This window comes from Sutcliffiella cohnii, from assembly GCF_002250055.1.
Classification (GTDB): domain Bacteria; phylum Bacillota; class Bacilli; order Bacillales; family Bacillaceae_I; genus Sutcliffiella; species Sutcliffiella cohnii.
The window spans coordinates 4472035-4497294 of record NZ_CP018866.1 but is presented as its reverse complement, the minus strand read 5'-3'; the positions used below and the strand labels follow the sequence as shown (position 1 = coordinate 4497294).

Sequence of the window (25260 nt, the reverse complement as noted above, 5' to 3'; positions counted from 1 at the left end):
ATAAAAACTCCAATAAATCAAACAATAAAATATGGAAGGAGTGGTCATGAATGTTTGATTGCATTATTATCGGTGGAGGGATTGCGGGATTACAAGGAGCAATACAACTGGGACGCTATGACCATCAAGTGCTTGTCATAGATGATTATAACGGACGGTCCTCCATTTGCCACAGTTATCATAATATTTTAGGGTGGCCAAACGGAATTAGCGGTATAGAACTACGAAAGATTGGCACTGAACAGGCGAAAAGATTAGGCGTCCAGTTTCTTAACGATAAAGTAGTAGAAATGAAAAAAGTTAACCGTAAATTCGCTGTTAGTTTATTAGATGGGACGAAATATGAAGGAAAAACGATTCTTTTAGCCACTGGATTAAAGGATAACATCCCTCCGTTTGCCTCTATTTATCCATGTTTAGGACACACTGTGTACGTTTGTCCTGATTGTGATGGGTACGAAATTAAAGGAAAAAAAACAATCGTCCTCGGTGCGGGAGATGTAGGAGCTAATATGGCTTTAACATTAACGTATTGGTCAAACGATATTTTATATGTGAATGATAGTGAGAAGGAGATAGATAAAAACCTTCAAAGCCAACTTGATGAAAAAAATATTGTTACCGTAAACGAACGAATTGCTGAAGTTTTAGCAAAGGAAGAAAAGTTTCAAGGAGTTCAATTAACAAATGGTGAAGAAATAAAGGGAGAACGAGGCTTTATTGCTTACGGTGGAAATAAAGTAAAGTCAGACTTAGCGAAACAGCTAGAAGTGGAAATGTTAGAAAATAAACATATTATTACAGATCCAAGGACGAAAATGACAAATATTAAAAATGTTTGGGCAGCAGGAGACGTTGTGGCACATTCAGAGCAAGTAACGATCGCAATGGGGGAAGGTTCACAGGCGGCAATATGGATACATAAAACATTAATGGAAAAAGGAACAGATACATAAAAAGTCCCAAAGATCTTTAACGTTTGGTGTGGTAAAAAACAACTTATAAAATTACATTAGCTGACCTTGCTTTTCTTGTTTTTGAAAGAATTTACAAAACATTTAAATTATTTTAATGAAACTTTGATACCCTTGAATAGAATCATAATTTAATAGGAGGATGAGTAGAATGAAAAGATTGTCAATTCTATCGATAGCAGTTCTATTGCTAATTAGTTTTGTTAACATTGTTTCAGCAGAGACATCTTATGAAGTAAAGAATGATGAGAACTTGGGTCCTTCAACAGAAAATAGTGGAGTTTCTACAGAACCACCGCTAACCCAAGAGGAAAAAGAAGGGGAATTCTCAACATTTTGAGAGTATCCACCTACTACATCCCATGATGTCTTCAAAGATGGTCGATTGACTTTCAGTGGTCAAGCAGCTAGATCTAATTTATATACAAATAAGCTTTTTACAGGATCTAGCTCTTATAAAATACAGATGAGCAACTCCTATTCGACCCAATTAAAAGTGGAACTTTACAAAAAAGGTTTCTGGTACGATAGTCTTGTAACAACTTATTACGTAACCCCAGGTTATACTAGATATGGTTATCCGAGTGGACTGGATCATTCAGCAGATTACTATTTACTGTTTTATGCGCCAAGTAATTTCTCAGGATATGTGGAATATTAATAAACTTTACCATTAAAAAACTATCGCCATAGTATGAATAATAAAGAAAATGCTAAGTAATAACATACTCTAGCATTTTATTTTATGATATTCAAAATAGTGAGGGGGCTAAATATGACTACTACTAAATTGAAAATAATCGCTTTAATTTCGATGTTTATCGATCATTGTGGTCTTTTTATCCCTGATACACCAGAATGGTTTCGATGGATAGGTAGAATTGCAGCTCCTATTTTTATTTTTTGTGTCGTTATCGGTTTCAAACATACTTCAAATAAAATAAAGTACCTTACCAGGTTATACATATTTACTGTTGGTATGGCTTTATTAAACATAATTATCAATTATAGTGTTTATTACAAGTCATTTAGAGGATTAATAGAAATTAATAATTATTACATCCTCAATAACTTCTTTGCCCCATTATTCTTCATCGTATTGCTTTTATCTTTATTAGAAAACAAAAAGCTAAAATATATCGTTATACTTTTTGTTTGGCAAATCATTTCTAGTGTTATATTTTTTCTCCTTGTAGAAGGATTCGAAATATTTGTTCCAAGTGATGTGAAGCCAAATTATTTTTTTCTTGGAACTATATTCGGAAACGTTTTACTTATGGAGGGTGGGATACTCACTGTTTTTCTAGGAGTATTGTTCTACTATTTGAACGCAAATAAGTTTAAAATGGCAAGTGGATATACTATGTTCTGTATTGTTATTCTTTTAGTTAATCAAAAGTTGAACCCAATGGCATTACCAGGCTTTGTTTCTCTTTTATTTCCATTTGCGGACTACCAATGGATGAAGATTTTTGCTTTGCCTCTTTTCCTACTTTATAACGGTAAAAAAGGGAGGGGATTAAAATATCTTTTTTACATATTCTATCCTGTACACATTGTTTTACTTTATTTCATAGGCTTTTACATAAGATAGTATACTTCTTCTTTATATTTCTATGTCAATGAAATTATTCTTAAGCTTTGGAATTTCCAAAGTCCGACACCATTACTGACTTATATAGAAGGAGATTGTGGTTAATCAATAAAGTGTATTCTAATGAATAACCGATCTCCTAATAATTTAATTTATACACCGAGAGGGAACTATTTTGTAGCTTGTTCCGCCCATTCTTCCACGTTCCATACTTTCGTTACCCAGTCTTCGTAAAAGCTAGGTTCATGGGAAACGAGTAAAACAGTTCCTTTGTAAGCTTTAATCGCACGTTTTAATTCTTCTTTCGCAACAACATCTAAATGGTTTGTCGGTTCGTCAAATACAAGCCAGTTGCTCTCATGCATCATTAGTTTACATAAGCGTACTTTTGCTTGTTCTCCACCACTTAATTGATTTAAAGGACGAGATATATGCTCATTTTTTAAGCCACAACGAGCAAGTGCTGCACGGACTTGGTGTTGATCCATCGAAGGAAATGCTGCCCATACATCATCAATAGGTGTAATGTTTCCAGCTTTCATCTCTTGTTCAAAGTAAGAAGGGAAGACGAAATCTCCTAAAATTCGTTTGCCGCTTAATGGTTCTATCTTACCTAAAATAGTTTTTAATAGTGTAGATTTCCCTACTCCGTTAGATCCTACAACGGCAATGCGGTCTCCACGTTCAATTGTCACATTCATTTTAGGAAATAGTGGTTCAGAATAACCAACTTCTAAATCAATTCCTTCAAATACGTATCGGGAGCTTGCTCGACTTTCTTTAAATTCGAAAGTAGGCTTCATAGCAGTTTCTGGGCGATCAATTCGTTCCATTCGGTCTAACTGCTTTTGCCTACTTTTAGCACGTCCCGTAGTGGAATAACGTGCTTTATTTTTTGCAATGAAATCTTCTTGCTTTTTAATAAATTCACGTTGCTTTTCGTACGCATTAATATGCTGATTTTTATTAATTTCAGCCAGCTCTAGAAACTTTTCGTATGTTGCTGTGTATCGTGTTAATTTCGAAAACTCTAAATGGAAAATAACATCAACAACACCGTTCATAAATTCTGTATCATGCGAAATTAAAAGAAATGCATACGGATATTCTTTTAAATATTGTGCTAACCAACGAATATGTTCTACGTCTAAATAGTTCGTCGGCTCGTCTAGTAAAAGAACTTTTGGTTGTTCTAATAATAGTTTCGCAAGTAATACCTTTGTACGCTGTCCACCACTTAAAGCTGCAACGTCACGATCTAGTCCAATTGCATCTAAACCTAATCCACGCGCTGTTTCTTCAATTTTAATATCTAAATTATAAAAGCCACCAGCGTCTAAATGATCTTGAATTTCTCCCATTTTCTCGAGCAACACTTCTAACTCATCTGGAGTAGCTGTAGCCATTTTTTCGGTAATTTCGTTCAATTCTTTTTCTTTTTCGAACAGTGGTAAAAAGGCATCACGAAGCACGTCACGCATTGATTTCCCGGGTGTTAATACAGTATGTTGATCTAAATAACCGTAATGTGTATTAGGTGTCCACTCCACAAGTCCAGCATCATGGACAATTTCTCCAGTAATAATGTTCATTAGTGTAGATTTCCCTACACCATTTGCTCCTACTAACCCAATATGATCGCCAGGTAGCAGGCGGAAAGAAACGTTTTTGAAGAGGGTACGATCCCCAAATGTATGACTTAAATTATCTATCGTTAATAAACTCATTTATATTCCATCCTTTATTAATAGGCTCATAAACATAATAATACTAAAATATTGGGAAGAACGCTATGCCAATTACTAGTGAAATTCCCTCATTCATTGCATGAACGCAAAGAATATGCCAAGATAATGAATAGGACAAAAAGGAAAGCTGAGGAACGTGTATGACAAAAAAATTAGTGCTAGCAGAAAAGCCTTCTGTTGGTAGAGATATAGCAAGAGTATTAAAATGCGATAAAAAAGGAAATGGCTTTTTAGAAGGAAAAGATTATATTGTAACGTGGGCGCTTGGCCATCTCGTTACACATGCGGATCCAGAAAGCTATGATGATAAATATAAAACGTGGAAGCTAGAAGATCTCCCGATGTTACCTGAACGTTTAAAGCTCGTTGTCATAAAAAAGACAGGGAAACAATTCAATGCAGTAAAATCACAATTAGTTCGTAAAGATGTTTCTGAAATTATTATCGCAACAGATGCCGGGCGTGAAGGAGAACTTGTTGCCCGCTGGATTATTGAAAAAGCAAAAGTAAACAAACCAATCAAACGTTTATGGATATCCTCCGTAACAGACCGTGCCATTAGAGAAGGATTTCAAAAGCTTCGCAATGGAAAAGAGTATGAGAACTTGTACCATTCAGCGGTTGCTAGAGCAGAGGCCGATTGGATTGTCGGAATGAACGCGACAAGAGCGCTTACGACAAAATATAATGCACAACTATCTGCCGGGCGAGTACAGACGCCAACGATCGCAATGATTGCAAAACGTGAGGAAGAGATTCGTTCCTTCCAACCAAAAGCATACTACGGTGTACAAGTTGTCACGAACAACGGACTCGTTTTTACATGGAAAGATTCGAACCAAACAAGAACATTCGAAAAAGAGAAAGCAGAACAGATTGCAAATTCGATAAAAGGAAAGACCGTAAAAATTAAAAACGTTCAAAAGACGAAGAAAAAAAGCTTTGCTCCTGGGTTATATGACTTAACAGAGCTACAACGAGATGCGAATAGAATATTCGGTTACTCAGCTAAAGAAACGTTGTCTATTATGCAAAAATTATATGAACAACATAAAGTGTTAACATATCCTAGAACAGATTCCCGCTATCTTTCTTCTGATATTGTTGAGACATTAAAAGAACGTGTGGAAGCAGTTAGTGTAAAACCATACACACCAATCGCGCAAAGGATTTTAAAAAGTCCAATCCGAACGAACAAATCGTTTGTGAATGATGAAAAAGTATCGGACCACCATGCGATTATCCCGACAGAGGAAACAGTATTTTTAGCGAAACTGACTGATAAAGAACGAAAAATATACGACCTTGTTGTCAAACGATTTTTAGCAGTACTCTTACCTCCATTTGAGTACGAACAAACGACATTGGAGGCAGAGGTTGCTAATCATTCCTTCACAGCTAAAGGTAAAATAGTGCTTTCAAACGGTTGGAAAGATGTATTCGGAAATGTAGTAGATGAAGACTCCGAAGCATCAGATGTGAAAGATCAATTACTACCTTCCATGAACGAGGGTGATACGTTAACGATTCAAAAGGTTAATAAAACGAGTGGTGAAACGAAACCGCCAAGTCGATTTAATGAAGGAACATTGCTTGCTGCGATGGAAAACCCAGCGAAATTTATGGATGAGGCTAGTCAAGACGTGAAGAAAACGTTAGGCGAAACAGGTGGAATTGGTACTGTTGCGACAAGAGCGGATATTATCGAAAAACTATTTAATAGTTTTCTTATTGAGAAAAAAGGGCAAGAAATTCATATTACGTCTAAAGGGAAGCAGTTACTAGATTTAGTTCCTAAAGAGCTAAAAACACCAGCACTAACTGCCGAGTGGGAACAAAAGCTTTCCAGCATTGCGAAAGGGAAATTGCCTCAAAAAGCGTTTATTAATGACATGCGCGATTATGCGAAAGAAATTGTTCATGAAGTGAAAAACAGCACACAGAAATTTAAACATGACAACGTAACCGGAACGAAATGTCCAGATTGCGGTAAACTTTTATTGGAAGTCAACGGCAAGCGCGGAAAAATGCTCGTCTGTCAAGATCGTGAATGCGGGCATAAAAAGAATGTTGCACGATTAACAAACGCGCGTTGTCCTAAATGTCGCAAAAAACTAGAGCTTCGTGGTGAAGGAGAAGGGCAAATTTTCGCTTGCGTTTGTGGGCACCGTGAGAAGCTTTCGACGTTCCAACAAAAGCGTAAAAACAGTAATAACCAAAAAGCAACGAAGCGTGATGTTCATAAATATATGAAACAAAATAATAAAGAAGAGCCATTAAATACAGCATTAGCAGATGCATTGAAAAAACTGAAGTTAGATAAATAAGGAAAAATCTAGGTATTCACCTATTTTAGCCCCTTCGCATATGTTAGGAGAAGAAAGTAGTAGTTAAAAAACCTAACATTCGTAAGGGGTGTTTTTTTTGGCAGGAAACATATTAAATTACTATGCCGGTGGAAATACAGCAAGAGGATTTTACAGTTTATATGAATCAAATTTAGAAGGTTTGGACCGTGTATTCATTTTAAAAGGTGGTCCGGGAACTGGGAAGTCAACAATGATAAAAAAATTAGGTCAACGTTGGAACGAGGCCGGGTTTGATATAGAATATTTACATTGTTCGTCTGATACAGGGTCTGTCGACGGGCTAATTATTCGAAGCATCGGTGTCGGTATTGTGGACGGAACGGCACCTCACGTTATTGAACCGACAGCTCCAGGTGCAATTGAGGAATATATAAATTTAGGAGAAGCATGGGATTCGAAAAAACTAGCTCACCGTAAAATTGAAATTTTAGAACTTGCCCATCAAAAAAAGCAAGCGTTTGAGACGGCGTATGCAACGTTTAACAAAGCGCTTAAAATCCATGATGAGTGGGAACGTTATTTTATTCATAATATGAGTTTCGAACGAGCAAATAAATTAGCCGATGAGCTAATTGAAAAGCTTTTTGATGGAAATACGTTAACAAAACAAGCGGACGTTAAACACCGATTTCTCGGTGCAGCAACTCCGGTCGGTGCGGTAGACTTCGTTCCAAATATAACGGAAGGATTAAAAAAGCGTTATTTTATAAAAGGTCGTCCAGGGTCTGGAAAATCTACTCTATTAAAAAAGCTAGTTAAACATTGCGAAAAAACAGGTTATGACGTTGAAGTATATCATTGTGGCTTTGACCCTCATAGTTTAGATATGGTTGTCGTCAGAGAACTAGGATTTGCAATTTTTGATAGTACAGCTCCACATGAATATTTCCCAAGTCGCGACGGGGATGAAATTTTAGATATGTACGATTTAACGATTCGTGAAGGTACGGATGAAAGATACGAGAAAGAAATAGAAAAAGTGAGTAAACAATATAGTGAAAAAATGAAAGAAGCAATATCGCATTTAGCAGAAGCGAAGGAATGGCATTTGAAGCTAGAAGCAATTTATGTAAATGCGATGGATTATAAAGTGATAGATGAGAAAACAGAATGGATACATGAACAAATGGAAAAACTAGTGAAGCATTAATGTAATGAAGAGGCTGAGACAAAACTAAATTAGTCATAATAAAAAACGAACTATCGCAGAATTAGCGAAGTATATTTCCGGAGCGAGTTTTTCCCAGTATATTTCTTGTTCTTTTACTATGATGAAAATAGTTATGTCTCAACCTCTATTTATTATTTCAAAAATATATAAATTTTAAAAATTACGTATATGGCGTTTTATATATACGAAAACTAGAAAAAAGTGTACACTACACACGTATATTAACAGCAAAGGGAGACGTCATAATGAAAAAGTGGACAATCTTACTTATTTTCGTTACATTATCATTTTTAACAGCATGTGGAGCAAACAGCAATAACGCTAGCGAGGGAGCACAAGAGCAATTAGCAGCTCCTGAACATGATGAAAAACAAGACCAAAAAGTTTTAATGAACATACAAATGGAGTTAATCGAAATGGTACGTCCTCATTTGAGCGCAATTACTAATTACGAGCAAACAGGTGAAGGCGAAGAAGAAGCAAAAGCTGCAGCGAACAAAATTGCAAACGAGCTTCGTGCAATGGAAGTTTCAACGGAGCTAACGGAACAATACCGTACAGATGTGGAAGAAGCGATAGAACTTTTTGCGCAATATTTTGAAGAGCGTGTAGATGGTGAAAATGCAGAAGAAAAACTAGCTGCATTCCACAAGCAAATTGCTACTCCATATATAGAGGCAGGATTATTAGAGCCGAATTTTGAAAAAGAAGTTCAATAAATAATTAGAAGAGTGTTACTGTGAAGTAGCGCTCTTTTTTTATATTAAGTGGTTATGGAAAACATAACATTAACATAAGAAAGATTGAGTGTAACTCCTGACAAATGCTTGTCGGGCCAGTGAGCCGCCTCTGGTTTTGTTCTTGTAATACTATTCTAATAAAAGATTATTGCAAATACTTTACCTTTTTAGTTTACTAAACACCAAGTTTTGTGGTAGGATTACCATAAATTGAATAAAATTCTTTATCAAGAGTGGTGGAGGGACTGGCCCTTTGAAACCCGGCAACCTTTATAAAAAGGTGCTAAATCCAGCAAGGTATATACCTTGGAAGATAAGGAGAAAAGCTAACTGCTGCCTTCTTCTTATCGAAGAAGCTTTTTTTATAGGGGGAAAAGAGATGAAATTTGGTTTTTGGTTACCTATTTTTGGCGGTTGGCTACGAAATGTTGAAGATGAAAAAATGCCGCCTACATTTAATTATGCAAAAGAAGTAATACAAAAGGCAGAAAAATGGGGATATGATACAACATTAATTGCAGAATTGTATTTAAATGATATAAAAGGTCCTGAAAGTGATAGTTTAGAAGCTTGGTCTACTGCAGCAGCATTAGCTTCAGTAACGGAGAAAATAGAAATTATGACCGCTATCCGTCCTGGCTTTCATAATCCAGCAGTCGCGGCAAAAATGGCTGCTAATATTGATCACATTAGCAATGGCCGTTTTACACTTAACGTCGTTTCAGCTTGGTGGGAAGAAGAAGCGAAGCAGTATGGCGGAGTATTTACGGAACATGATGATCGTTATGATCGTACGCAAGAATTTTTAGATGTTTTAAAAGGTCTTTGGACAGAAGATTCTTTTAGTTATAAAGGAAAATTTTATGAACTCTCTAATACAAAACTGTTTCCAAAGCCAGTCCAACGTCCGAACCCTATTCTTTATGCAGGTGGGGAAAGTGAGAAAGGGAAACAAGTAATCTCTTCAAATTGTGATGCTTATGTCATGCACGGCGGAACGGTTGAAGAAGTGCAAGTCAAAATAGAAGATATGAAGGCTAGAAGAGAAGCGTTAAAGAAAGAGCCTTTACAATCGTTTGGAATGGCAGCATATGTCATATGCCGAGATACAGAAGAAGAAGCACAAGCAGAATTAAATAGAATTACGAATGTGAAAGAATCGAGTGCATACGCAGGGTATAAAGATTTTACGGGCAAATCACAGCTTGAACAGCAAGTGAAGTTACAGGATTATTCTGTTTCCAATAGAGGATTAAGACCAAATTTAATAGGCACACCTGAGCAAATTGCGGAAAAAATAAAAGCATACGAGGCAGCTGGGGTAGACTTATTATTACTGCAATTTTCTCCTCAACTAGAAGAGATGGAACGATTTGCACAACAAGTTATACCGTTAGTCAACAAAGGTTAAGGAGGAATTTTACGATGGAGAAGATCTATATCATTCACGAAAATAAAGAATGGACTGTACATTTAACGAAAAGATTGGAAGAGCTCCAATTACCATATGAAGAGTGGCATTTAGATGAGGGGACTGTCCCTTTAAATGAAGTGCCACCAGAGGGTGTTTTTTATAATCGAATGAGTGCGTCGTCTCACACGAGAGATCACCGATTTGCGCCAGAATTAACGAGCGCTGTATTAACTTGGTTAGAGCATCATGGCCGGACAGTATTTAATGGAAGCAGAGCGCTACAATTAGAATTAAGTAAAGTAGTCCAATATTCGGAGTTAGAAAAGCATGGAGTTCGTACACCAACAACGATTGCGGCCGTTGGAAGAAAACAAATTGTAGAAGCGGCCAAAAAATTGGGGCATGAATCGTTTATTACGAAACATAACCGGGCGGGAAAAGGACTTGGTGTACAGCTGTTTAATTCTATTGAAAGTTTAGAGGCATACGTAAATAGCCCGGCATTTGAAGAGCCAGTTGATGGAATTACGTTAATACAACAATATATAAAATCACCAGAATCGTACATTACTCGTTGTGAGTTTGTTGGTGGAAAGTTCCTATATGCCGTGAAAGTAGACACGTCAGAAGGATTCGAGCTTTGCCCGGCAGATGCATGTCAAATTGGGGACTTATTTTGTCCGGTTGGGGAAGAAGTAGAAGAGAAGCCGAAATTTCAAATTATTGAAGACTTCCATGATCCGATTATCGAAAAGTATGAAGCGGTTTTAAAAAGTAACAATATCAATGTTGCAGGAATTGAATTTATCCGCAATAGTGACGGAGAAATTTACACATATGACATAAACACAAATACAAATTACAATAGCGATGCAGAGCAAAAAGCAGGCAAATACGGAATGCTCGAGCTTGCAAAGTTTCTTGGCAAACAACTAAAAGTTCAAGTTTAATACGAAAAGGGCTGCTCCTCATAACGGAACAGCTCTTTCTATATTTCCCGCGGAAACATACCGCAGTGAAACGGTCTAATTTTTTTATATCTCTAGGATAGAATGTAAGTCAGTTCTCTTACTTAAATAAATTCGCAATTGATTGGAATAGGTCCCGGAAAAAGTCTTTCACACCTTGCCAAAATCCACTATCGCCCATAACACTATCAATTCGGTCTTTAATATCTTTCGTAATATCTTCTAATTGATTACGCACGTTATCAAAATTAATATTCAACGACCGCATTTTTTCAAACAGGTCAATTAATAGTTGGCGGTCTTCCGGGCTTAATTCAATGTTTAAACGGCTTAACTGGTCTTCTACAATTTTTTCTACTTCTTCACGAGTTACCGGATTTTGTTCTGCAATTTGTTTTTTAATCTCTGTTAATAACTCACTTACTTTTTCTTTATCTACTTCTTCTGCTAACTTCGTTGCGATGCTTAACTCTTCATTCGCAACTTCCATTCGATCTTTATCAAGCTCCGCACCTTTTGCATCGTATGCTTTATAAATTCCGACTAAAGCAGAATGACCCGTTACTTTTACGGGAGAGGCTACTTCTACAACCGCATCTTCAACACCTGCAGTTAAAAGTGCGTTCGCATACATTTCTCTCGTTACTTCTGTAATATTATCGGGAGTAATAATATCGACTGTTAACCCTACTCCTTGTTCCTTTAACGTAATTTTCGCTGAAGAAAACATACGGGAGTTTGGATTACCATTCAAATATGTTTTTAAATCGTCGCCAGTTACTGTAATGTGATCAACAAGGTCAGGGTTTGTAACTCCTAACAATCGTTTTACTTCTTCTTTTTGTGTGTCTGTTAAGGATCCACCATATACAACTATAGGAAAACCTAATTTTTCATTAATTACTTCTGTATCATCTTCTCCTGCTGCAAAGCCAATAGATGTAAAAGTCGTGAATGCTAATACTAGGATGAGGAACATTTTTGATAACCTTTTAATCATCGTTTTGTTCTCCTTTATTGTTCATATTCAAAAATACAACGCAAAGTTGCTTGTTCCTATTCTACCACGCTTCCGGCTGTATGTCTTTCCGGAGGCGAACTAATCTAATTCGGGACAAGCTTTTATATATGTATTAATGGAGTAATACGTTTAGAACAAGTATATTGGATCAATCAGGCGTAAAGAGAAGGAGGATGAGCTAACTTTATTATCACTTAGCATCTATTTGCCATAGGTTATAAAGCGTGAGAGGTGCGTCAATAAACTTATCAAGTGCGTCAAAAACTCGTAGAGAGGTCAATTTACCGTTCAGAGCAGTATCAAGCATATAGAACTCCCCACGAAACCCTCCCGTAGCGAAGGGTAACGGACTAAATTTACAAAATAAATTTATTTTCAAGGTAGCAATTAAAAAAAGAGCACCCAATTTAGGATGCTCTTTACAATCATTAAAAAATCATATGTGCTACTAATGCAATAATAGGTAACGTAATTAACGTACGTAAAATAAAGATAACGAACAATTTACCGAATGAAACAGGGATTTTGGAGCCTAAAATAACTCCTCCTACTTCCGATAAGTAGATTAATTGAGTGACAGACACACAAGCAATGACGAAACGAGTTAATTCGCTCTCAATGCCACTACCTAAAATAGCAGGTAAAAACATATCAGCAAATCCAACAATCATTGTTTCTGCTGCCTCTGCCGCATACGGAATTTGCAATAGCTCTAAAATAGGGATAAACGGCATTCCTAAATATGTGAATACAGGTGTATTTTCTGCAATAATTAAAGCAATAGTACCGAAAGCCATAACGACTGGAGCTACTCCTAACCACATATCTAGTACGTTCTTTCCTCCATCTTGGAAAAACTTACCGATACCTTCGTTTTTCTTGGCACGATCAACAGCTTGATTAAAGCCCCATTTTAAACGAGACTCGCCCTCTGGTACTAAGTCATTGTTTTGTGGCTCAGCTTTCTCATAATGTGTGTCAGCAATACGAGAAAGTGGTGGGATACGTGGCATAATAATCGCTGCAACAATCCCCGCTAAAAGAACTGTAAAGTAAAACGGTAAAAACATATGGCCAAGTCCGATTTCCTCGATTACGACTAAACTAAATGTAATCGATACGACGGAGAAAGTAGTACCAATAACTGCAGCTTCTCTTTTCGTATAATATCCTTGCTCATACTGCTTACTTGTTAACAGTACCCCAATTGTACCGTCACCAAGCCAAGATGCTAAAGAGTCGATAGAAGAACGCCCAGGTAATTTAAAGACAGGACGCATTATCTTTGTTAATAGGGCACCGAATAACTCAAGTAAACCGAAGTTTAATAGTAGTGGTAAAAACAGCCCAGCAAATAAAAATACAGTAAATAATAATGCTAATAAATCGTATAATAATAGACCACCAGTATAGTCAGACCAAACAGCTTCAGGTCCAATTTGGAAAAAAGTCATAATAACTAAAATCATTCCGACTACACGTACAACTGTCCAAAAGATAGATACGTTTAATAAGGAATAAAAGAAAGTACCTTCTTTAATACTCGCAGGTTTTACTAGTTTAAAAACAACAGTAGCAATCCCTATAAATGTAATTAATATTGTCATAATTGCTGGTATTACCGCGTGTAACCAACCTTCTAACGTATTAGCCAGTAATGCAACTGGGATAGTAAACCCACCGTCGATTGGAATAGGGAATATAAATAATAAAATTCCGATAAGTGAAGGAATAGCAAACTTTAATATATCACTTGTAGAATGAGCCTTTTGCATAAAAATGCCTCCTAAAGATTAAATGATTAAATATACAATAAGTGTAATTTTAATGCATTTATGAAATAATGCAAGTATTTTTTTAAAAGTAACCGCTTTCATATTTGTGTTAGTATTTGCCTTTTGAAAAATATGCAAATACATTATGCAAAATCTAATATTTCTAATTGCGATTCTTTGCGCAAATCTATAAAATGATCATCTACTTTTATAACAGGTAAATGTGGTTCATCATGATGAATAAATATAATTTCTCCATGTTTCCCATTATTCAGCAATACTTCATCTCTAATGTGGTTAGATAATAAAAATTGGATGAAGGGCTTAACAATACCAGGATTTAACCTATTTAAGTTAGCTTCTTGAATTAATATTTTCGCTGTTCTAAAAACGTTTTGTTTTTCTCGGTAGCTTCGGTTAGATGATAGAGCGTCATACACGTCCGCAACCGATAAGATTTGAACAAGGTAAGGTATTTTTTCATGACGTAACTTTGTCGGATATCCACTCCCATCTAAACGTTCATGATGCAGCAATGCACCTTGTAACACGATTGGATCCATTTTAGGAATTTGCTTTAATAATTCATATCCATATAACGTATGCTTTTGAATCTCCTTCCATTCTCGTTCAGTTAGTTGTCCAGGCTTTTGTAAAATACTTTTATCAATTAATAGTTTACCAACATCATGATATAGTCCCATATTGCCTAACGTTTTGATCTCTTCTTTCGTGAGACCTTGAATTTTCCCAATAATAGAGGCGTATATTCCTACATTCATGCTGTGCATAAACGTATAATTATCGTAGCTTTTCACTTGTTTTATGTAGTGAACAAATAGAGGCTCTTCTATTAACCTATTAATTAGCGGGGTAATAACTTCATTCATTTGTTCAATAGGTGGAGGATTTTTTAACTCCAGTTGCTGAAAAACTGCCCGAAACGAAGTAACGCTACTTTTATATAGACTATTTACTGCTATATAATGTTCGTTGTTTTCTTTGCTTATGGAATCAACTAGAAGAGATGGATGGAAAAAATACTCATGCCTATTTAATTTTTCAATATGCCTCATCGTGAGTTTAGTACCTTTTTTTAGGAGTAAGCTACCCGTAATGGAATATATATCATCGTTTAATACTTTCCCTAAATAGTAGTTAGTAATCTTCATTATCTATTCCTCACGTTATTTTAGTTATTTTTATTATAAGGGAAATAATTTAGTATGAATACAGAAAATTAGAAAAAAAGCATATAAAGGAGAGAGTTTGATTTTTTAATAAAACTTTCATACGATAGTAACAGAGCTAAATTTAATAAGTTTAATGTAGCTAAACCAATAAGAAACGCAGGTGGAATAAATGATTAAATGTATTGCAATCGATATGGATGGAACGTTATTAAACCAAAACCATGTTGTGAGTAAACAAAATGCTGATGCTATTAAACTTGCTCAGCAAAAAGGAATCGAGGTAGTTATTGCAACTGGTCGTTCTTACAAAGAGGCTAGTCCAGTATTAAAAGAAGCTGGAATAGAGACACCTATCATTTGTGTAAACGGTGCTGAAGTACGTTCTGTCGCTGGAGAGGTACAATATTATACTCCGTTACATAATGAGGAAGTAAAAAAAGTTGTAACGGTATTAAACAAGCATGATATTTATTTTGAAATGTATACACAAGCAGGTACATACTCAAACGATTATGATAAAGCATTAGCAACAATTATTGATATTTTTGCGTCTGCAAATAGAACACAGGCATATGAAGAAGTTGTCGAGGCAGCAAAAGAACGTTTTACAGAAGGAAATATTCAAATTATTGATTCTTACGAGGGATTACTAGAAAGTGATGATACGATTGTCTATAAATTACTAGCATTTTCATTAGATAGTAACAATTTAGAAAATGCACGTAACGAATTGAAAAGTATGGAAAAGATTGCTGTTAGTGCTTCAGGTAAAGAAAATATTGAAATTACGAGTGTGGAGGCGCAAAAGGGCATTGCTTTAACTTCATTTACTGCAGAAAGAAACATATCAATGGCAGATGCGATGGCGATAGGAGATAATTTTAACGACATTTCCATGCTAGAGCGTGCTGGTCACTCTGTTGCAATGGGAAATGCCCCTGACGAGGTAAAAAATGCTGCAAAGTCAGTAACAGATACAAACATTAATAGTGGAGTAGCAAAAGCGATACTAAATGCAATAAGTGAATAAATAAAAAAGGATGAACAGTTTGTTCATCCTTTTTTATTATTAATGTCTTTATAGTAATAAGAAAGCTAGTGAGATAATCGCACCACTAACAAATAGTACAATCACACAGAAGCCCATTATATCTTTTGCCTTTAATCCGGCAATAGCCAATGCAGGTAAAGCCCAGAACGGCTGAATCATGTTCGTCCATGCATCTCCCCATGAAACGGCTAATGCAGTTTTTGCAATAGATACATCTAATGTTTGTGCTGCTTCTAACATAACTGGAGCCTGAACTGCCCATTGGCCTCCTCCAGATGGAACGAAGAAGTTAACGATACCTGCACTTAAAAATGCGAAGAAATGGAATGTGTGCTCATTAGAGATATTAACAAATGCTTCAGACATAACTGCTGCGAGTCCAGAAGCTGTCATCATTCCCATAATTCCTGCATAAAAAGGGAATTGTATAATGATTCCGCCAGCACCTTTAACGGCATTAGCAACAGACTGTAAAAAGCTCTTTGGTGTCCAGTGGAAAAGGATTCCTAACGTTAAGAATAGAAAGTTAACGATATCTAAATTTAATCGGAAGCCATTTTGACCGAAATAATATACGAGAAAGCCAAGCCCCATTATAGAAATAACGAGAGAAACAATCCAACTATTTTCTAAACGCTCTGCTGGTGTCATTGCGCTTTTTTCAATGGTAGCAGCTTGTAATGTAGAAGAATCTTCTAATAGATTAGGGTCAACAGTAACTGTCTGATCTTTAGATGGCATCATAAAACGATTTAATAAAGGTAACGTAACAAATAAAACCGCTAATAAAATTAAGTTAGAAGGTGCAAAAATCGTTTCACTCGTCGGAATAACACCAATTAAATCTGCCGAAAAGTGTCCGTCCGTAGCAATGGTAAGTGGAATCGATCCTGAAAAACCACCGTGCCACACAAGGAAACCACTGTAAGCGCTTGCAATTAAAAGACGATAATCTACATTTGTAACTCGTTTCGCTAACTCTTTAGCAAATAGTGCTCCAATAACGAGTCCGAATCCCCAGTTTACCCAGCTTGCAATAATAGAAACAATTGTAACGATAACAATTGCAGCGCCAGGTGTTTTTGCAGTAGAGGCTAAAGCGCCTAACAGTTTTTTGAATACCGGACTACTAGCTAAAACATAACCAGTTACTAGTACAAGTACCATTTGCATTGAGAAGGATAATAACCCCCAAAATCCATTTCCCCAATGTTGTACCATTTCTGCCGGACCACTATTTGTAAAAATAAGACCTAAAGCAAAAACGACAAAAGTAAGAATAATAACAAATAAAAACGGATCTGGTAAATAACGTTGCATTAATCGATTAAAAAATCCAATAATAGCTTTCATCTTTTTTCCCCCTTGTTTCAATTTCCCCTCATCCGTATGTTAACTTCTACATTATTCAGTATATTCCTTCTTTTTCGAGAAATGATTATTTTGTCCTATAAAAAAAGCCCTTACTCCTAAGATAAAGGAGTATAGGGCGACTATTTCTTTAAAGGCTTTTCCTTCGGCTTCTTCACGAAGACTTCCTTTTTTAATGCTCTGAAAAGAGAATAGCAAATTGCGATTAAGATGACAGTAAATGGCAATGCGGACACTAATGAAGCGGTTTGGAGTCCTTCTAGTCCACTTGAGAATAGTAAAACAGCAGCAATCGAAGCCATCAGCGTTCCCCAAATGATACGTAAAAATAACGGTGGGTGTAGACTACCATTAGATGTCATCGTTCCTAGGATGAAAGTGGCAGAATCTGCGGAAGTAATTAAGAAAGTTAAAATTAGCAAGATCGAAACGAGTGATAGGACAAAGGTAAACGGAAGTTGTGCGTACGTAGTAAATAATGCAGAAGTAATATCATTATTTACGGCAGTAGCAATGTCCGTTCCTTTAAATAAATCAAAATGTAATGCTGTTCCGCCAAACACGGCAACCCAAAACAGAGCAATGAGAGGAGGGACAACTAGTACCCCTAAAACAAATTCACGTATCGTTCTTCCTCTCGAAACACGAGCTATGAAAGCACCGACAAATGGAGACCACGCGATAGCCCATGCCCAATAAAATATCGTCCAATCTCGTACCCACGTTCCTCCTTGATAAGGAGTAAGACGGAGGCTCGTATTTAAAAAGTTTGATATATAATCTCCAAGCCCAAGTGTAAATGTATTTAAGATAAAAACGGTCGGGCCAAAAATAAATACAAAGAGGGTTAAAACGATGGCCAACGTCAAATTTAAATTACTTAAGTATTTTATCCCTCGATTTAATCCGGTTGTGGTGGAGCTTAAATAAAGTAGTAAAAGAACAAAAACAATAATTAACTGTACTATTCCGTTATTTGGAATTCCAAAAACAATATTCAAGCCACCATTAATCTGCAAAATTCCTAGACCTAAGGAAGTCGCAACACCCATTACAGTAGCGATTACTGCTAAAATATCAATCGGCTTTCGAATATATTGGCGATTACTTGACCCTATAATCGGATTTAACGTAGTAGAAATGAGCCCATCTTCTTTTTTCCGAAATTGAAAATAACCAATCGCGAGACCAACTATTGTAAAAACAGACCATTGACTAACTCCCCAATGAAAAAACGAATATTGCATAGCTGTTCTTGCTGCAACATCTGTTAATGGATCAACAGTCACTCGTGGTGGGGTGAAAAAATGACTCATCGGTTCTGCAACACCCCAAAAAACAAGTCCTACGCCAAATCCTGCACTAAACAACATACCGATCCAAGTAAAAAAAGAATATTCTGGCCTACTATCATCAGAGCCTAGTCGTACCTTACCGTATTTTGTAAACGCTAGGGCGATACAAAAAAGCACAAAAAATAGTACCGCTAATAAATAAAACCAACCAAATGCGTATGTAGTAAAGTCGAAAATAGCTCCGGCTACGTTAGCGAAAGCATTAGGGGCTATTGCTCCTATTAGTACTAAAAGAAAAACGGTAATAGAAGAAACCCAAAACACTATTCCAAACTGTTTAAACAATATAATTTCCCCCTCAATTAGTTGGTTGGAAATACAACCAACTATGATATTCCCGAGTCTCCTACTAATTAAACAATATAACCTATATTTCCCAATGAGCTTTAAACATATCCCTTTGGATATTATTAAATATTTGATAACATAAAAAGAAAAGCATTTGGAGTGACAGTGATGAACACAACGATAGAAACATTATTAAATCATCGGTCAATACGTAAGTTTACGGACCAATTATTAACGAAAGAACAAATACATACGATTGTAAAATGCGCACAAAGTGCCTCAACATCAAGTTTTATCCAGGCGTATTCCATCATCGGTGTTTCAGATGTTGAAAAAAAACAACAACTAGCGACTTTCGCTGGCAATCAAACATATGTAGAAGCAAATGGTCACTTTTTTGTTTTTTGTGCAGATTTGCATCGTCATGAAACTATTAGTGTAATGGAAAGAGAAAATTTAACAGATTCACTTGAAAGTATGGAAACATTTATGGTTTCTGTTATAGATGCAACGTTAGCAGCTCAAAATGCAGCAGTGGCAGCGGAATCACTAGGACTTGGCATTTGTTATATTGGAGGAATTCGGAACAAGATGAAGGAAGTGAGTGAACTATTAAATCTTCCTCATCACGTTATTCCGTTATTCGGTTTAGCTGTTGGGTATCCAGCACAAAACCCTGATGTGAAGCCGAGATTACTGTTAGAACATGTTTATCATGAAAATGAATATAACAGCAACAAAGAGGAACAACTAAAACAATTAGATCAATACAATGAAGTGATATCAGCTTATTACGAGGAACGTACTGGTGGAAAGCGGAATGATACGTGGACCTCTCAAATGGCTGGGATGTTAAAAAATCCGAAACGAAGAGATATGAAAGCTTTTGTGGAAGAGAAAGGCTTTGCGAAAAAGTAATCAAAATGCTAGGGATTAACCCCTAGCATTTTTCTTTTATATTTTTAGCCAAATAATAAGTATTGAAATAAAGAGAGCAACAGTCCCATAAGCAACAGCCAATGACAAGTGCTGCAGTTTGAATAATAAATAAGCTGCAATAAAGAAAATAGAAAGCTCTAATCCTATTTTATAGATGCCAACTAATTTGAAGGTTGCCGCTGGTGAACCGAATAAAGCCCAAATAGTTGCGACAAGCAAAGGGATGAGAATAGCTCCCAACCATTTTGCCTTTTCATATCCCCAAAGACTATAAATGATGAGAGCTATAATTTCCCAACTGAATCGAATAGCCATTACGATAAATGCCAACGTAATCAACTCTCCTTTACATAAAAAAGCATACTAAAATAACTTGAATAGTATGCTTTAACCTGATTAGTTATATTTTATAAGATTGTTTCTTTCGCTTCGATAACTTTCTTTAGCTGTTTTAAGTGGTCACCATCTTCTTTTTGTAAAATCTTTTTAATGATGGGCTTAGATAGTTTCATCATAATACCAGTCGTATAAATATCCCCAGTGTATGTTACCTTTGTACCTTCAGCCGTATTTTCAAAAAAATAACGATACACTACTTTTAAACCGTTTGATTCACTCTTCACGGAGTATGTATTAGGTGGTTCATATTCTACTATTTCAATTATCGCAGAAGCTTTACGCCCTCTTATTTCACGTGTTTCTTTAAACTTCGTACCAGGTTGCACTGGTCCTTCTGTTACTTTTTCGATATGTGTTACATTGCTCATAATGTGGATAGAGTTTTGTAGATTAGCGGCATAGGAGAATACTTCTTCTAGTGGTTTTTCAATCATTACTGTATCGTGCAAATCGGCCATCATCCGTCCCCCATTCGGTCAACATTTTCTTTAACTATATCATTAATTAGACAATGAAGAAAAGGAGTAGCTAGTAGCTACTCCTTTAAAGTTTTGTAAATTATTTAGCCTCTAATCTACGAATACGCTCGTTTAAGTCTGGGTGTGTAGAGAAGAGTGAGCTTTTTTTCTTTCCGCTAATTTTTAGCGTAGCAACAGCTGTATCTTGCTCTTCTGTAATACGATTTGTATATTGTTGTAACGAACGTAATGCATGAACCATTTTATCTTTACCAGCTAAGTCTGCTCCACCGTTATCAGCATGGAACTCACGATAACGAGAGTATGCCATTACAACAATGCTTCCAAGGATAGAGAAAAGAATTTGGAATACTAAAATAGCAATAAAGTGTACAATAGGAGCTAAGTCTTCACGTACTACACGTGAAACAGCCCAAGCTGCAATACGAGCTAAGAACACAACGAATGTGTTGACGATACCTTGTAATAGCGTCATCGTTACCATGTCGCCATTCGCAATATGAGCAACCTCATGTGCAATTACTCCTTCGATTGCATCTTCGTCCATCTCTTCTAATAAACCAGTAGATACAGCTACGAGAGAACGGTTTTTAGATGGCCCAGTAGCAAATGCGTTTACTTCAGGTGAATGATAAATACCAACCTCGGGCATGCGTGTAATTCCAGCAGAACGGCTCATACGATGAACCATATCAACAATTTTTTGTTCACGTGGCGAAAGTGATCCATTTGGATCTAAAACTTGCACGTTCATCATTTTTTTCGCCATCCAGCGGGACATTAATAAAGAAATGAAGGCTCCAGTAAAACCAATGACAGCACTTAAAGCTAAAAGTGGCCCTAATACAAGCTGACCATCTTGGCCAATGTAACTACCAATTGGTAAAATAGTTAATACGATACCAATTGTTACTAAAACGAGAATGTTCGTTAAAAGAAAAAGTCCTATACGTTTACCCATTCTGTTAATTTCTCCTCCTACATGAAAAAAATATAAGTTCAAATGAACCTGTTTTTCTATTTATTTGTTATTATTATAGATGGTTGTCACACATTTTTCAATGAAAACCATTGTCTATTCATGACGAATAGAGATTTTCTCTGAAAATAACGAAAAGATTGAACGGGGTGTTGGCTATGAATAACGATTGGAGTCGTTATGAACTTGCACTACTATTACAATATTTACTACATGGTGAAAAAGAACGGGTTGAGCTACTCTTGCAACACAAAAAGGTGGAAGAACTTCCAGTAGTATTACGTAAAGTATTACAGCAAATTGCAGATAAAAATAAAGAGTTAGGGTTATCCATGTCTGAAATAGTAGAGCTTGGAAACATGCTAGAATGTTCCTTTTATAAACAGACTTCATTGAAAAATTGGGTGAAGCGAGAAATAAAACAATTTATTGGAGTTCCTCATGTAGGGAAAAAGTATTCCATCCAGCAAGCTGCCTTATTATATATTGTGAAAGATTTAAAGACTATTCTAGATTTCGATTTAATTCGTCACGTACTCGCACTAGTGTTTAACAATCCGATGGACCGTTCGGACGATCATTTAAGCCCGGCAGACTTTTTTCTACAATACGCACAAATGTATGAAAAATTAATGGTGAAAGAAAAGGTATTAACAGAAACTGTTGTTTCGAAAGAGGTTGAAGAATACGTTATGACATTACGCGTTGGTGATGAACAGAAAGAACATATAGCGGTAGCGTTTAAAACGGCCCTTCTTTCTACTAGAGCGTCCTATTTACGGGGGACAGCTTTAAAGTATATTAATGGAATGAATGCGCTTAACTAAATAGTTAAGTAGAGAAAGCTTGATAATATAAGTACTCTTATGGTATTTTCAATTCGAATAAAGGAAACATAAACGTAAAATATACTTTTATCCAATCGATAACAGTGTAAAAATTAGAAGGGAAGTTTTCATATGGCAAAACAGCAAATCGGTGTAATTGGTTTAGCAGTAATGGGGAAAAACTTAGCAATGAACATCGAAAGTAGAGGTTATTCCATTTCTGTTTTTAACCGTTCATCTGAGAAGGTTGATGAATTTCTACAAGAAACAGAAGGTAGAAACGTTGTAGGTACATATAGTATAGAAGAATTTGTTCAATCTTTAGAAACACCACGTAAAATTCTTTTAATGGTAAAAGCGGGCGCAGCGACTGATGCTACAATCGAATCATTAAAACCGCATTTAGATAAAGGTGATATTTTAGTGGATGGTGGAAATACACTATTTACTGATACTATTCGTCGTAATAAAGAACTTGCGGAACTTGGAATCCATTTCATAGGTACAGGTGTATCAGGTGGAGAAGAAGGAGCACTAAAAGGACCTTCTATTATGCCTGGTGGTCAAAAAGAAGCGTATGAACTAATGGAATCCGTTTTAAAAGACATTTCGGCAAAAGTAGATGGAGACCCTTGCTGTACGTATATCGGTCCAAACGGTGCTGGTCACTATGTGAAAATGGTACATAACGGTATTGAGTATGGAGACATGCAGTTAATTGCAGAAGCATATTTCATCTTGAAAAATGTACTAGGTTTAACAGCGCAAGAGCTTCATGAAGTGTTTGCAGAGTGGAATAAAGGTGAACTAGATAGTTACTTAATTGAAATTACAGCAGATATTTTCACTAAAGTGGATGAAGAAACAGGAAAACCGTTAGTAGACCTAATCCTAGATACTGCTGGTCAAAAAGGGACAGGAAAATGGACAAGTAAAGATGCTTTAGATTTAGGTGTACCACTACCGATTATTACAGAATCAGTATTTGCACGCTTTATCTCCGCGATGAAAGAAGAACGTGTAAAAGCTAGCGCTGTATTAAGTGGCCCTGAAGTACAAGGATATAACGGTGATAAAAAGCAGTTAATCGAAGCTGTTCGTAAAGCACTTTATATGAGTAAAATTTGCTCGTATGCACAAGGATTTGCACAATTAAGAGCAGCATCTGAAGAGTACGATTGGAACTTACAATACGGTGAGATTGCTATGATATTCCGCGGTGGTTGTATCATTCGTGCGCAGTTCTTACAAAAAATTAAAGAAGCGTATGACCGTGAAGCGAATTTACCAAACCTTTTATTAGATCCATATTTTAAAGAGATCGTAGAAGGGTATCAAGGCGCTCTTCGTGAAGTTATCGCTGTTGCTGTACAAAATGGTGTACCAATCCCAGCACTCTCTGGTGCGCTTTCTTACTTCGATAGCTACCGTACAGCGGTACTACCAGCTAACTTAATACAAGCACAACGCGATTACTTCGGTGCCCACACATACCAACGTATAGACAAAGAAGGAGTCTTCCATACAGAATGGATGACAAAGTAAGAAGAAATGCGTAGGCGCTTTGCACAGCACCTAGCCGCCGTAGCTAAACAATAAGAAAAGCACTCTATTTAGCGATAGAGTGCTTTTTTTCATTTAATAAAGCTGTACGTTCCTTTTTACCTTTCCGAGCTAAACTAGTTAAATAAACCCCAGTGAAAATAAGGAAACCACCAACTAATTGGATGAGGGTAATTGTTTTACCTAATAGTAAACTTATAATCGCTGTAAACACAACGATTAAGTTCATAAAAACTCCAGCTCGACTTGCATCAATATGACGGAGAGCTATGTTCCAAAAAATAAAGGAACCGACCGATGGGAAAATCCCCATATAAATTAAACCGGCTAGTGTAAGGTTCTTTTCTGGAACTGTATAGCCATGCATGAACATAAAAGGTAATAAAAGAACTAAAGCAATCATGACAGATACTGTTGTTCCAGTTATAGGAGGAATTCTTTTTAACTTTTTATTCATAATGGAATATAAAGTCCAGCTGATTATTGCTAGTAGCATAATAAGATCGCCTAAATTAAAGTTTAGATGTAACAATTGACTTAAATTCCCTTCAGTCAAAATAAGAACAACACCAAACAATGAAACGATAAGACCTAATCCATTTATTTTAGAAATTCTCTCTTTTAAAAGAACAGTCGAAAACAGCACAATGACAGCAGGGTTTATCGCATTTACAAGTGAAGCGTTCATTGGTGATGTAAACTGAAGGGCAGCATAAAGTAAAAAGTTGTAACCGATAATACCGAGAATGGCCATTAATAAAAGTACTTTCCATTCTTTCCAAACCGTCGACCAATTAGGTCGCTCTATATAATGAGCAAGTGGAAGCAATAGAATAAGTGCCAAAAACCATCTTGTAAACGTAATTTGAAGAGGATGTACTTCCGCCACTACATATTCTCCAAATACATAATTACCAGCCCAAAAAAGGTTTGCTAATAGCAAAAATAAGAAAACGAGATATTTATTCAAACGATGAACACTCCCTTCCAAGAGCAGTAATAGTATAAGTAATATATACGACTAACCTCCCTATTTTTCCTG

Annotated in this window: 22 protein-coding genes and 1 riboswitch; of the genes, 12 read left to right on the top strand and 10 right to left on the bottom strand. The window is 36.2% G+C overall.

Going from position 1 to position 25260, the window contains the following annotated elements; translation table 11 throughout:
• The first annotated feature begins 50 nt into the window (after positions 1-50).
• The 3 genes from BC6307_RS22510 to BC6307_RS22500 all read left to right on the top strand — a co-directional run bounded on the left by BC6307_RS22510 (position 51) and on the right by BC6307_RS22500 (position 2568).
• Positions 51-956, top strand: a complete 906-nt coding sequence (locus tag BC6307_RS22510; protein WP_066415988.1) for an NAD(P)/FAD-dependent oxidoreductase — start codon at positions 51-53, stop codon at positions 954-956.
• A 169-nt stretch (positions 957-1125) separates the two neighbouring features.
• The gene (locus BC6307_RS22505; RefSeq protein ID WP_066415994.1) at positions 1126-1314 is read left to right on the top strand and encodes a hypothetical protein; all 189 of its coding nucleotides are present in this window, start codon (positions 1126-1128) and stop codon (positions 1312-1314) included.
• Between the two features lie 435 nt (positions 1315-1749).
• Entirely contained in the window at positions 1750-2568 is an 819-nt protein-coding gene (locus BC6307_RS22500; protein ID WP_066415997.1) for a TraX family protein, read from the top strand.
• A gap of 170 nt (positions 2569-2738) precedes the next feature.
• Here BC6307_RS22500 and BC6307_RS22495 read toward each other — a convergent pair whose 3' ends face one another.
• Positions 2739-4295 carry an ABC-F family ATP-binding cassette domain-containing protein gene (locus BC6307_RS22495; protein WP_066415999.1) on the bottom strand — a complete coding sequence of 519 codons (1557 nt, stop codon included), beginning with the start codon at positions 4293-4295 and terminating at the stop codon, positions 2739-2741.
• A 161-nt stretch (positions 4296-4456) separates the two neighbouring features.
• Between BC6307_RS22495 and BC6307_RS22490 the strand changes: the two genes are divergently transcribed.
• The 5 genes from BC6307_RS22490 (at position 4457) to BC6307_RS22470 (ending at position 10960) form a co-directional block, all read left to right on the top strand.
• Positions 4457-6643, top strand: coding sequence for a DNA topoisomerase III (locus BC6307_RS22490; protein ID WP_066416001.1), 2187 nt, complete (start codon positions 4457-4459; stop codon positions 6641-6643).
• A 97-nt stretch (positions 6644-6740) separates the two neighbouring features.
• The gene (locus BC6307_RS22485; protein ID WP_066416004.1) at positions 6741-7835 is read left to right on the top strand and encodes a PRK06851 family protein; all 1095 of its coding nucleotides are present in this window, start codon (positions 6741-6743) and stop codon (positions 7833-7835) included.
• Between the two features lie 266 nt (positions 7836-8101).
• Positions 8102-8575, top strand: coding sequence for a hypothetical protein (locus tag BC6307_RS22480; protein ID WP_066416007.1), 474 nt, complete (start codon positions 8102-8104; stop codon positions 8573-8575).
• 242 nt (positions 8576-8817) lie between these two features.
• Positions 8818-8916, top strand: a riboswitch (SAM riboswitch).
• A 59-nt stretch (positions 8917-8975) separates the two neighbouring features.
• Positions 8976-10007, top strand: coding sequence for an LLM class flavin-dependent oxidoreductase (locus BC6307_RS22475; protein WP_066416010.1), 1032 nt, complete (start codon positions 8976-8978; stop codon positions 10005-10007).
• 14 nt (positions 10008-10021) lie between these two features.
• Positions 10022-10960, top strand: coding sequence for an ATP-grasp domain-containing protein (locus BC6307_RS22470; protein ID WP_066416013.1), 939 nt, complete (start codon positions 10022-10024; stop codon positions 10958-10960).
• 118 nt (positions 10961-11078) lie between these two features.
• Here BC6307_RS22470 and BC6307_RS22465 read toward each other — a convergent pair whose 3' ends face one another.
• The 3 genes from BC6307_RS22465 to BC6307_RS22450 form a co-directional block, all read right to left on the bottom strand.
• A complete protein-coding gene (locus BC6307_RS22465) occupies positions 11079-11978 on the bottom strand; it encodes a DUF1002 domain-containing protein (protein ID WP_066416015.1) in 900 nt (299 codons plus the stop codon).
• Between the two features lie 449 nt (positions 11979-12427).
• On the bottom strand, positions 12428-13774 hold the full coding sequence (locus BC6307_RS22455) for a YjiH family protein (protein ID WP_066416023.1): 1347 nt from the start codon (positions 13772-13774) through the stop codon (positions 12428-12430).
• 143 nt (positions 13775-13917) lie between these two features.
• Positions 13918-14946 (bottom strand): HD-GYP domain-containing protein, encoded by a 1029-nt coding sequence (locus BC6307_RS22450; protein ID WP_066416024.1) that lies wholly within the window; start codon positions 14944-14946, stop codon positions 13918-13920.
• Positions 14947-15136: 190 nt separating this feature from the next.
• Between BC6307_RS22450 and BC6307_RS22445 the strand changes: the two genes are divergently transcribed.
• The gene (locus BC6307_RS22445) at positions 15137-15997 is read left to right on the top strand and encodes a Cof-type HAD-IIB family hydrolase (protein ID WP_066416026.1); all 861 of its coding nucleotides are present in this window, start codon (positions 15137-15139) and stop codon (positions 15995-15997) included.
• A 48-nt stretch (positions 15998-16045) separates the two neighbouring features.
• Here the strand turns inward: BC6307_RS22445 and BC6307_RS22440 are convergent, their stop codons facing one another.
• Together BC6307_RS22440 and BC6307_RS22435 are read right to left on the bottom strand one after the other, a co-directional pair.
• The gene (locus BC6307_RS22440) at positions 16046-17371 is read right to left on the bottom strand and encodes a short-chain fatty acid transporter (RefSeq protein WP_066416029.1); all 1326 of its coding nucleotides are present in this window, start codon (positions 17369-17371) and stop codon (positions 16046-16048) included.
• Positions 17372-17511: 140 nt separating this feature from the next.
• Positions 17512-19029 carry a BCCT family transporter gene (locus tag BC6307_RS22435; protein ID WP_235858120.1) on the bottom strand — a complete coding sequence of 506 codons (1518 nt, stop codon included), beginning with the start codon at positions 19027-19029 and terminating at the stop codon, positions 17512-17514.
• A gap of 171 nt (positions 19030-19200) precedes the next feature.
• Here BC6307_RS22435 and nfsA point away from each other — a divergent pair, with 171 nt between their 5' ends.
• Positions 19201-19950: an oxygen-insensitive NADPH nitroreductase gene (gene nfsA, locus BC6307_RS22430; RefSeq protein WP_066416040.1), complete on the top strand. Its 750-nt coding sequence runs from the start codon at positions 19201-19203 to the stop codon at positions 19948-19950.
• 36 nt (positions 19951-19986) lie between these two features.
• Here nfsA and BC6307_RS22425 read toward each other — a convergent pair whose 3' ends face one another.
• From BC6307_RS22425 to htpX, 3 genes are all read right to left on the bottom strand, one after another.
• The gene (locus BC6307_RS22425) at positions 19987-20301 is read right to left on the bottom strand and encodes a YrdB family protein (protein WP_066416043.1); all 315 of its coding nucleotides are present in this window, start codon (positions 20299-20301) and stop codon (positions 19987-19989) included.
• 77 nt (positions 20302-20378) lie between these two features.
• Positions 20379-20831 (bottom strand): SRPBCC family protein, encoded by a 453-nt coding sequence (locus BC6307_RS22420; RefSeq protein ID WP_235858122.1) that lies wholly within the window; start codon positions 20829-20831, stop codon positions 20379-20381.
• 97 nt (positions 20832-20928) lie between these two features.
• Positions 20929-21810 carry a protease HtpX gene (gene htpX / locus BC6307_RS22415; RefSeq protein WP_066416049.1) on the bottom strand — a complete coding sequence of 294 codons (882 nt, stop codon included), beginning with the start codon at positions 21808-21810 and terminating at the stop codon, positions 20929-20931.
• A gap of 176 nt (positions 21811-21986) precedes the next feature.
• Between htpX and BC6307_RS22410 the strand changes: the two genes are divergently transcribed.
• Together BC6307_RS22410 and gndA are read left to right on the top strand one after the other, a co-directional pair.
• Positions 21987-22655, top strand: coding sequence for a DUF1836 domain-containing protein (locus BC6307_RS22410; RefSeq protein WP_066416052.1), 669 nt, complete (start codon positions 21987-21989; stop codon positions 22653-22655).
• A 132-nt stretch (positions 22656-22787) separates the two neighbouring features.
• Positions 22788-24200: an NADP-dependent phosphogluconate dehydrogenase gene (gene gndA, locus BC6307_RS22405; RefSeq protein WP_066416055.1), complete on the top strand. Its 1413-nt coding sequence runs from the start codon at positions 22788-22790 to the stop codon at positions 24198-24200.
• A gap of 64 nt (positions 24201-24264) precedes the next feature.
• Here the strand turns inward: gndA and BC6307_RS22400 are convergent, their stop codons facing one another.
• Positions 24265-25188 carry a DMT family transporter gene (locus BC6307_RS22400; RefSeq protein WP_066416085.1) on the bottom strand — a complete coding sequence of 308 codons (924 nt, stop codon included), beginning with the start codon at positions 25186-25188 and terminating at the stop codon, positions 24265-24267.
• Positions 25189-25260 lie beyond the last annotated feature (72 nt).